Annotated in this window: 5 protein-coding genes, 5 tRNA genes and 1 pseudogene; 1 reads left to right on the top strand and 10 read right to left on the bottom strand. The window is 43.5% G+C overall.

Features of this window, described 5'->3' with window-relative positions:
- Positions 1 to 48: 48 nt before the first annotated feature.
- Positions 49 to 2039: pseudogene (locus tag L0M85_RS07805) on the top strand (GH92 family glycosyl hydrolase).
- Between the two features lie 53 nt (positions 2040 to 2092).
- On the opposite strand, the gene L0M85_RS07810 reads toward L0M85_RS07805, so the two are convergent.
- The 10 genes from L0M85_RS07810 to L0M85_RS07855 all read right to left on the bottom strand — a co-directional run bounded on the left by L0M85_RS07810 (position 2093) and on the right by L0M85_RS07855 (position 6803).
- Entirely contained in the window at positions 2093 to 2638 is a 546-nt protein-coding gene (locus L0M85_RS07810) for a DUF6287 domain-containing protein (protein WP_048691329.1), read from the bottom strand.
- A 113-nt stretch (positions 2639 to 2751) separates the two neighbouring features.
- Positions 2752 to 4251: a zinc ABC transporter substrate-binding protein AdcA gene (locus L0M85_RS07815; protein ID WP_238656797.1), complete on the bottom strand. Its 1500-nt coding sequence runs from the start codon at positions 4249 to 4251 to the stop codon at positions 2752 to 2754.
- An 8-nt stretch (positions 4252 to 4259) separates the two neighbouring features.
- Positions 4260 to 5063 carry a metal ABC transporter permease gene (locus L0M85_RS07820; protein WP_023022055.1) on the bottom strand — a complete coding sequence of 268 codons (804 nt, stop codon included), beginning with the start codon at positions 5061 to 5063 and terminating at the stop codon, positions 4260 to 4262.
- Positions 5056 to 5760 carry a metal ABC transporter ATP-binding protein gene (locus L0M85_RS07825; RefSeq protein WP_048789461.1) on the bottom strand — a complete coding sequence of 235 codons (705 nt, stop codon included), beginning with the start codon at positions 5758 to 5760 and terminating at the stop codon, positions 5056 to 5058. The genes L0M85_RS07820 and L0M85_RS07825 overlap by 8 nt, the downstream gene beginning before the upstream one ends.
- Positions 5760 to 6197: a zinc-dependent MarR family transcriptional regulator gene (locus tag L0M85_RS07830; protein WP_048717496.1), complete on the bottom strand. Its 438-nt coding sequence runs from the start codon at positions 6195 to 6197 to the stop codon at positions 5760 to 5762. Before L0M85_RS07830 ends, L0M85_RS07825 begins: the two co-directional genes overlap by 1 nt.
- 185 nt (positions 6198 to 6382) lie before the next feature.
- A tRNA-Leu gene (locus L0M85_RS07835) sits at positions 6383 to 6466 on the bottom strand.
- 9 nt (positions 6467 to 6475) lie between these two features.
- Positions 6476 to 6547 (bottom strand) — tRNA-Gln (locus tag L0M85_RS07840).
- A 13-nt stretch (positions 6548 to 6560) separates the two neighbouring features.
- Positions 6561 to 6633: transfer RNA gene (locus L0M85_RS07845), tRNA-His, on the bottom strand.
- 12 nt (positions 6634 to 6645) lie between these two features.
- Positions 6646 to 6716: transfer RNA gene (locus L0M85_RS07850), tRNA-Trp, on the bottom strand.
- A gap of 6 nt (positions 6717 to 6722) precedes the next feature.
- Positions 6723 to 6803: transfer RNA gene (locus L0M85_RS07855), tRNA-Tyr, on the bottom strand.
- Between the last annotated feature and the right edge of the window lie 70 nt (positions 6804 to 6873).

The following is a 6873-nucleotide window of genomic DNA, read 5'->3' on the forward strand; positions in this document are numbered from 1 at the left end:
AAGAAAGAAAAGGGCTTGAAGGCCCTAGTATGACACAGGAGGTCCCGCATGAAGACCGATATTACTCATATTGATACCCGCTTAGGAACAGACAATCACTCAGCTTATTCTAACGGCAACACCCTTCCTTACACAGGAGTTCCTTTTGGGATGAATTATTTCCTTCCACAGACGACACATGAACAGGACGCTTGGTTTTTCAACCCCAACCTTCCTATCTTTCAAGGTATTCGCTTGACCCATCAGCCTAGCCCTTGGATTGGAGATTTTTCCTGGTGTCTCCTCACCCCGCTGACAGACATTCCGACTCAAGAAGACCTCTATTTCAGACAGAGTAGTTACCGGGTCCATTCTCCGCTTTAGAGGGCCGTCTGCACTTTCACTGGCCATTCATTGCCCCAATGGACTAGCTGAAGTAGAATTCGGAGAAACGAATCTACATTTTCACATCCTAGACCAAAATCATACCGACCAACAAACCTATCCTTTCTATCTTCATGTCGAATTTGACCAAGCCATCACTCGCACTCACTGGCTAGGACAGGATTTGATCCTAGAATTTGACAGCCCTACCCTAGAAGCTCGATTAGGCACTTCCTTTATCAACCCTGAGTTGGCCGAATCTCACCTTCCTACAGCTAGCTTTGAAGAGATGAAAGAAAAAGCGAGCCGCAAATGGCAAGAGCTAATGGACCGATTTGAAATTTTAGATACGGGCGGAGAGGATCGAACATTTTTCGATCACTGTCTCTACCGTAGTCTGCTCTTTCCTCAGACTTGTTATGAAGTAACCCCTGAGGGGAAAGCAGTCCATCGCGATTTCGCCCACAACCGCATTCAAGAAGGAAAATACTTCACGAGTTTGGGCTTCTGGGATCTCTTTCGGACCACCTTTCCTCTCTATAGCCTAGTCTATCCCGAGCTTTACCAGGAATTTCTCGAAGGCTTCCTCAGCCATTACCGAGATACCGGTTTCCTCCCTAAATGGCTAGCGCCGGACGAAAGAGGCATGATGCCTGGAACCCTCATTGATGGGGTCATTGCCGATGCCATTCAAAAAGGCCTAGCTCCCGACCTCCACACGGAGCTTTTTGAAGCCATGCTAGATACAGCTAGGAAGGAAGACCCAAATGGTCATTACGGTCGACGAGGAGCTAAAGAATACAAGGAATTAGGCTATCTATCCACTGACTATCACGAAAGCGTGAGTCACACCATTGACTTCTCCTATAGCGATTTTTGTATCGCCCAAACTGCCCAGCTACTTGGCAAGGAAGAGTTGGCCAAAGAATATGCCCAGTCTAGTCTTTCCTATCGAACCCTCTTTGATCCAGAAACAGGTTATATCCGGGCCAAAGATAAGAAGGGCCATTTCAGACCAGACTTTTCCCCCATCAGTTGGGGACGCGACTATGCAGAGTGCTCTGCCATTCAGGCAACCTTAGGCGCCCTTCACGACATCGAGGGCCTCAAGCAACTCTTTGGTGGAGAAGGAAGGATTTACCCACTACTTAACTCGACTAGCCACTCAAGCACCGCATTACGAAGTGACGGGCTATGGCTACGAAATTCATGAAATGAGTGAGATGGCCCAAGCTCCTTTTGGACAAATTGCCATTTCAAACCAACCGAGTTTTCACATCCCCTATCTCTTCCGCTATAGCCAACACCCGGAATACACTAGCATCCTAATCCAGGCCCTTCGCAAGGAAGCCTTCCAGCCAAGCTTTCAAGCCTATCCAGGAGATGAAGATAATGGCAGCCTATCCTCCTGGTATATCTGGTCGGTTTTAGGACTCTATCCAACTTGTCCAGGCAAGCCAGTCTATGACCTAGGGATTCCCCTCTTCAAACACTTGCGCCTCTTTCTCCCTCAAGAGAAAAAATGGCTGCATATCCATAGCACAGCTCACACAGCCCAAGCACACTTTCTTCAAGATGCTTCTCTTGATGGAAAAAAGGTCGACAGAGTGAGCCACCAAGACCTCTTGAAAGCGGAGAAGCTAGACTTCTACCTTTCTTGGCTCCCTAAAATCTAAAAAAGAATGAAGAGTAGGACACTCTTCATTCTTTTTCATTACACATATACTAGCTAATTCCCAACCTTATAGAGGAAAGAACCTTGTTCCGTAAAACTGTACATCCCAGTTCCGGTCCAGAGACGGTCCTTATTAACATCAGAATCATCATGGAAGATGACTTCTCCATTTTCGTCCGTTTGGTCATCAATCGTAAGCCCGGCAGGGATGAATTCCATCAAAAATCCTCCTGTAACTCCTCCGTAGACTCCTCCTGAAACAGTTCCATAATCCGTCAAGGAAAGACCATAAGACTCATATTCGTTAGAGACCAAACCATTTTGATCAAAGACGAGTTTATTCCCCTTATCATCTTGCCAGACACCAGCTACACTACTATAATCCCCTTGAGCGATTGCTTCAATATCCATCTTTGTTTTCTCTTTCTTATCACTCGAACTCTCAGCTTTCTTTGTTTCACTAGTAGCTGAGCTATCCTTCGATTGACGAACTGTACTTTCTTTACTTTCAGATCCTGTCTCCTGCTTTTTATCACCACAGGCTCCAAGGAAAAACAGTAGAGCAGAAATCAACAATAGCAAACGATACTTTTTCATCATGAATCTCCCCATATTCAATCTATTCTATAAGCCTAATTTTATCCTTTTTCTAGCAATTTGACAAGTTTCTGTTACTATCAAAAAAGGAACCAACTGGTTCCTTCTCTAATTGATTAATGGGCCAACATTTCCTGCGCAATTTCGAATCCGGATAGGTCACTTGGGTAGTAAGTAGGCCAATTTTCCAATTCCTTATAAAGAGCCTCTTGGCTTTCCCCTCCGAAGAAAATATGGAAGTGAGCTGCCTTATTAGGAGCAATTTGATGGTCACTGAATTGAACATACTTGAATTCACCCGCATTCGGATCAGTTGCTTCAAAGAGATACCGCACTCCACGATTCCCTTTTGTATAGTTTAGCGTATGCTTCCCAGCATAGCGGTATTCGAACTTCTTCTCTTCGCCATTCTTATAGAAGGTCATGGTTTTGTCTGTAATGACAATCCGGTCGACATCTGTTTTATAACCTGTGGTGTAGTAGGCTTTATACTCTTCAACTGTTTTGGACTTGGTTAATTTAGCTTTGTAGTCAAAGACTTGATCCAAGGTTCCATCTTTTAGATAAGGATACACAGACTGCCAATCACCTACATAGTCTGAAAGAGTTCGGTCCTTAATAGCACTGTCCTCAAAGTAGCCATTGGCTACTGTTTTGGTGTCTTCTTCCTCTTCTGGAGCGATTTCTTTTCCAGCTTGAGTTGTTGTTAACTCCAAAGATTTGAGGTTGGCTCCCATGATAGTGATGTAGTCTTCACCATCTTTCATCTGCTCATCTGTCAAGCTCTCTAATGGATTCAAAACAGCTAGATCCACACCGGTTTCAGCAGACAAGGTTTTCGATAAGGATTTAGAAGCATTTTCTTCAAAGTAGATGACCTTGATGTCATTCTTCTTGATGTACTCTGTCAATTCACTCAAGCGAGTCGCAGACGGTTCACTATCTGGTGACAAACCTGAAATAGAAACTTGATTCAAGCCATAGTCCAGGGCCAAATAACGGAAAGCTGCGTGTTGAGTAACAAAGTTTTTCTGTTTCGCTTCAGATAAGCTCTTCGTATAGCTGTCATCCAATTTTTTCAACTTGGCAATATAGGCATCCGCATTAGCTGTAAAGCTAGCCTTTTTATCTGGGTACTGTTTCACCAGTTGATCACGAATCGTTTCCACCATTTTAATGGCTCTCTGCGGAGAAAGCCAGACATGGGGATCGTACTCATGATGGTGTTCTTCCCCTCCCTCATGGTCATGCTCTTCTTCGCCACCTGGTAAAAGCAGCATATTCTCCGTCGCTTTGACAACCTTGGTTTTCTTGCCATCCATTGATTTCAACAACTGAGGCACCCACGTTTCCATGTTCTCGTTCTCATAGACAAAGACATCTGACTCTTGGATCTTTGCGCGACCCTTGGCAGATAATTCAAAATCATGGGGTTCCGAACCAGACCCGATCAAGAGCTCCACATCTCCCTCGTCTCCAACGACTTGCTTAGTAAATTCATAGACAGGATAGAATGTCGTCATGACTTTCAATTTTCCTGACTGATTTTGACCACCACTACAAGCTACTAAAAGAAGACTACAAAAGGCTAACACCAGCCATGCAAGTTTTTTCATAAGATCACCTATTTTCTAAATTTAACAAAAAGATTTGAGAGCAAAAAGAAGGATACAAATAAGAGGGTAATGGTCGCACTAACCGGTGTATCCGGATAATAAGAAAGAATGAGACCACTGACCATCCCTACAAAACCAATGACCACTGCCAAAAGCATGACTGAACGGAAGGTTTTTCCTAGCTTTAAAGCAATACTAGCTGGCAAGACCATGATGGTAGATACCAACAAGGAACCCGCAGCCGGGATCATCAAGGCGATAGCCACCCCTGTCACAATATTAAACAAGATAGACATGAGACGCACGGGTAAACCATCTACATAAGCTGTATCCTCGTCAAACGTAAGAATATACATCGGACGAATAAAGAGAACCGTCAAACATAAAACAATCGCCGCTATGACAAACAGAGCTAGCACTTGCTCATCGGTAATGGTCAAGGTAGAACCAAATAGGTACTGGTCCAAACTCATGGAGCTTTTACCGCCACCCTTCATGATCACCAAAGCCAAGGCCAAGCCCGTCGACATGAGAATCGCTGTCCCTATTTCCATAAAATCTTTATAGACTGTTCGTAAGTACTCTAAAAATACAGCCGCTATAATCACCACAATGACTGTAGAAATAGTCGGGGAGAAACCAAGGAAAAGACCAAAAGCAACCCCTGATAGAGAAACGTGACTCAGCGTATCACTCATCAAGCTCTGGCGACGTAAAATCAAAAATACACCTAAGATAGGAGAGAAGAGACTCATAGCAACCATCGCCAACAAAGCCCGTTGCATAAAATCATACTGAAAGAGACTAAGCATGGTCCTCACCTCCATCTTTCTCATGGACATTAAAGCAACGCCATTGAGAATTTTGTTTTCTCACCAGGTGAATATTGCGATCTGCGTAATGACTCACCTCTTCAGGATCATGCGTAATCATCAAAACGGCCTTCCCATGATGATGGGCACTGTGGTGCATCAATTCATAAAACTCATCCTTACTACCAGCATCCATCCCAGTAGTCGGTTCATCCAAGACAAAAATATCTGGATCAGACGCAAACATTCGTGCAATGACAGCCCGTTGTTTCTGGCCACCGGATAGAGCCCCTAATGGTTTATCACGATGCTCTAACATCCCAACAGCAGATAAACTAGCTAAAATGTGCTCCTCATCATGATGATTTAACCGACGAAACCAACCCTTACGAGGATACCGCCCCGATTTCACAAACTCATAAACAGAACTGGGAAAGCCAGCATTAAAGCTTGCAATTTGTTGGGGAAGATAGGCAATTCGTAATTTTTTACCAGTTACATTTTCCTTAGCAATTTCAACAATCCCTACTTTTGGTTTTAAGATGCCAAGACTTGCCTTAATCAAAGTAGATTTGGCTGCGCCATTCTCACCAGTCAGCGTCACAAACTCCCCGCTGTCCAAGTAATAATTCACACCTTCTAGAACAGGCTCTCGATCATAATAAAATGAAAGATCTTTAACAGTGATATAACGCATTAACGAAGATCCTCCAATAAGCGGGATAAAAATTTAGAAATAACCATTTGTTCTTCTTGAGAGAATTCGCTCAAAACTTGATTATAAACAGCCAAAGTATGATCATGATGATGAGAATGTTCCTCAGCAACTGGACGCCCCAAATCTGTTAAACGGTACAAAACAATCCGAGCGTCTTTCTCATCTTTTAGAGCTTCTAACATCCCAAAAGAAAGTAATTGTTTAACAGCCTTAGTAACAGCAGCTTGACTAACATTCAACAATTTAGCAAGCTCAGAATTGGAATAATTATTCTTTGATAGTAACATTAAAATGTGTTCTTGCGTATTGGTTAAAGAAAAACCACTAGTACAAGAACCAATCAACACTTCATGCTGATTCTCAGAAATAAGTAAAATAGAATTTAAAAACTCATCGATCTGATTAGCGACTTTCATAGGAACTTCCTTTCTATTAACCAGTAAATACTTTACCGGTTAATTATAACACAGTAAAGGAAAATAGTCAAAGTATTTTCAGAAAACAATAAAAACAATTTTTAGTAACTGTTAAGTAACTCAGCGTTACAAATTGAACAAATAAAAGAAAAAGACAAGGTCCGAAAACCTTGTCTTTAGTACTATACCGGCGGCCGGGGTCGAACCGGCACGTCCTTGCGGACACTGGATTTTGAGTCCAGCGCGTCTGCCAATTCCGCCACGCCGGCAAAGTATAACTGGGGTAGCTGGATTCGAACCAACGCATGAGGGAGTCAAAGTCCCTTGCCTTACCGCTTGGCTATACCCCAATAATATAAAATAGGCGAGTGATGGGGATCGAACCCACGCATGCCAGAGCCACAATCTGGTGTGTTAACCACTTCACCACACCCGCCATATTCTTATACACGGGCAGTAGGAATTGAACCCACACTGAAGGTTTTGGAGACCTTAGTTCTACCTTTAAACTATGCCCGTAAAGGATGGAAGGGGAGGGATTCGAACCCCCGAACCCGAAGGAGCGGATTTACAGTCCGCCGCGTTTAGCCTCTTCGCTACCCTTCCGAATAATATTAAATTATGGCGCGAGACGGAATCGAACCGCCGACACATGGAGCTTCAATCCATTGCTCTA

The organism is Streptococcus sp. DFI.7.26 (genome assembly GCF_022240605.1).
Classification (GTDB): domain Bacteria; phylum Bacillota; class Bacilli; order Lactobacillales; family Streptococcaceae; genus Streptococcus; species Streptococcus xiaochunlingii.